The sequence below is a fragment of the Aurantimonas marianensis genome, assembly GCF_024195285.1.
Classification (GTDB): domain Bacteria; phylum Pseudomonadota; class Alphaproteobacteria; order Rhizobiales; family Rhizobiaceae; genus Aurantimonas; species Aurantimonas marianensis.
Map to the genome: position 1 here is coordinate 1 of NZ_JALHBS010000099.1, position 2,048 is coordinate 2,048.

Consider the following 2,048-nt stretch of genomic DNA (forward strand, 5'->3'; position numbering starts at 1 on the left):
GACCAAAACCAGCCGTCCCGCCGCCCCCTCGCGCGGCGTGGCGCAGATGAAGACCACCGGCCGCGGCGGCGCCGCCCGTGCCCCCAACGCCGAATCCGAAAGCTGGGAAGAGTTCTGATCCAGGCCGAGGCCCGGTCGGAGTATCGATAAATTCGGTCAGCAGGGCCGGCGGGGCTTTAAGTTCTCGCCGGCCTTTCCATGTCCGCGAACGGACAACAAGGAGCGCGGTCATGCAATTGGAAGGCAATGTCGCCGTCATCACAGGCGCCGGCTCGGGCATCGGCAAGGAAATCGCCCTCGCCTTTGCGCGGGAGGGGGCCAGGGTCGCGGCCTGCGACATCGATGTGGATGGAGCCCAAGCAGTGGTGGACGACATGACGGCTCTGGGCGCCGAAGCGATGGCGGTGACGATGGACGTGACTGACGAGAGCGCGGTGAATGCCGGGGTCGATGCGGTCGCAGATCACTTCGGCCGTATCGACACGATGGTCTCCAACGCCGGCATCCAGATCGTTCACCCGATCGAGGATTTTCCCTATGCCGACTTCCGCAAGCTGGTGGCGATCCATCTCGACGGTTCGTTCCTTTTGACCAAGGCCTGCGTGAAGCACATGTATCCGCAAAAATCCGGCGCGCTGATCTATATGGGTTCGGTCCACAGCCACGAGGCCTCGGCGCTGAAGTCGGCTTATGTCGCGGCCAAGCACGGCATTCTCGGGCTCTCCCGCGTCATGGCCAAGGAGGGCGCCAGGCATGGGGTGCGCGCCAACACCATCTGCCCCGGCTTCGTCAGGACGCCGCTGGTGGAAAAGCAGATTCCCGAGCAGGCACGCGATCTCGGCATTTGCGAACAGGAGGTCGTCGACCGGGTGATGCTCGGCGAGACCGTCGACCAGGAATTCACGACGATGGCGGACGTCGCCGCCGTCGCGGTGTTCCTCGCCGGTTTCCCCTCTAACGCGCTCACCGGCCAGTCGATCGTTCCCAGCCATGGCTGGCACATGGCCTGACGCGATGCGCGTCCTATCTCTCTCGCCGGAAGAAGGAATCTCCCCATGGAAATCATCACCCTCCAGCCGGTCGTCGCGCTGGTCGCCGGCATCCTGATCCTGATCATGCCGCGGCTGCTCAGCTATATCGTCGCGTTCTACCTGATCTTCGTCGGTCTCACGGGCATGTTCCCCGACTTCATGACCCGCTTCGGCGCCGGCAGCTGAGGCGCGGCGCCAGCGCATCGGCGGGCAAACCCCCGATGACGCGGCAAAACCGACGACCCGAACGGTGGAACGCCGACGCGGTTCGCCGCGAACGCACGAGAAAGGAGATCGTGATGACCCATCCCGTGATCGCCGAAGGCCGGGTCGCCGTCGTTACCGGCGGCGCCTCGGGCATCGGTCTGGCCTCTGCCAAGCGGTTCGCCGAGGCCGGCATGACCGTCTGCCTGGTCGACCGGGCGGCCGAGCGCCTGGCCGAAGCCAAGGAAGCGGTTGCGGCGCTGAGCCCGTCCGGCAGCGTGCTGACCTCGAACACCGACGTCGGCGACCGCGCGGCGGTCGAGGCGCTGGCGAAGAATCTGTTCGGCCGCTTCGGAACGGTTCATCTCGTCTTCGACAATGCCGGCATCCAGCCCGGCAGCGACATCTTCGGCCCGTCCGCCAACTGGGACGCCGTGTTGCGCGCCAATCTCCACGGCATCATCCACGTCGCGCAGATTTTCGGCGAGCGCATGGTCGCGGAGGGCGAGCCGGGCCTCATCGTCGTCACCGGCTCCAAGCAGGGCATCACCACGCCGCCGGGCGATCCCGCCTACAATGTCGCCAAGGCCGGCGTGAAGGCCTTTGCCGAGGCGCTGCAGCACGATCTGCGCAATCGCGAGGGCTGCCGGATCGAGGCGCGGCTGCTGATTCCCGGCTTCGTCTTCACGCCCCTGACCCAAAAGGGCCGCACCGAGAAGCCGGAGGGGGCCTGGACCGCCGATCAGACCGCCGATTTCATGCTGGAAAAGCTCGGCACCGAGGATTTCTACATCCTCTGCCCTGATGGCGAGG

General features: G+C 65.9%; 3 protein-coding genes. All 3 read left to right on the forward strand.

The features are described from left to right. The first annotated feature begins 230 nt into the window (after positions 1 to 230). Positions 231 to 1,010, forward strand: coding sequence for a 3-hydroxybutyrate dehydrogenase (locus MJ956_RS15450; RefSeq protein WP_253965336.1), 780 nt, complete (start codon positions 231 to 233; stop codon positions 1,008 to 1,010). A gap of 45 nt (positions 1,011 to 1,055) precedes the next feature. Then, entirely contained in the window at positions 1,056 to 1,217 is a 162-nt protein-coding gene (locus MJ956_RS15455) for a DUF3096 domain-containing protein (RefSeq protein ID WP_253965337.1), read from the forward strand. 113 nt (positions 1,218 to 1,330) lie between these two features. Continuing rightward, the coding region (locus MJ956_RS15460; protein WP_253965338.1) for an SDR family NAD(P)-dependent oxidoreductase at positions 1,331 to 2,048 on the forward strand (718 nt) is incomplete at its 3' end.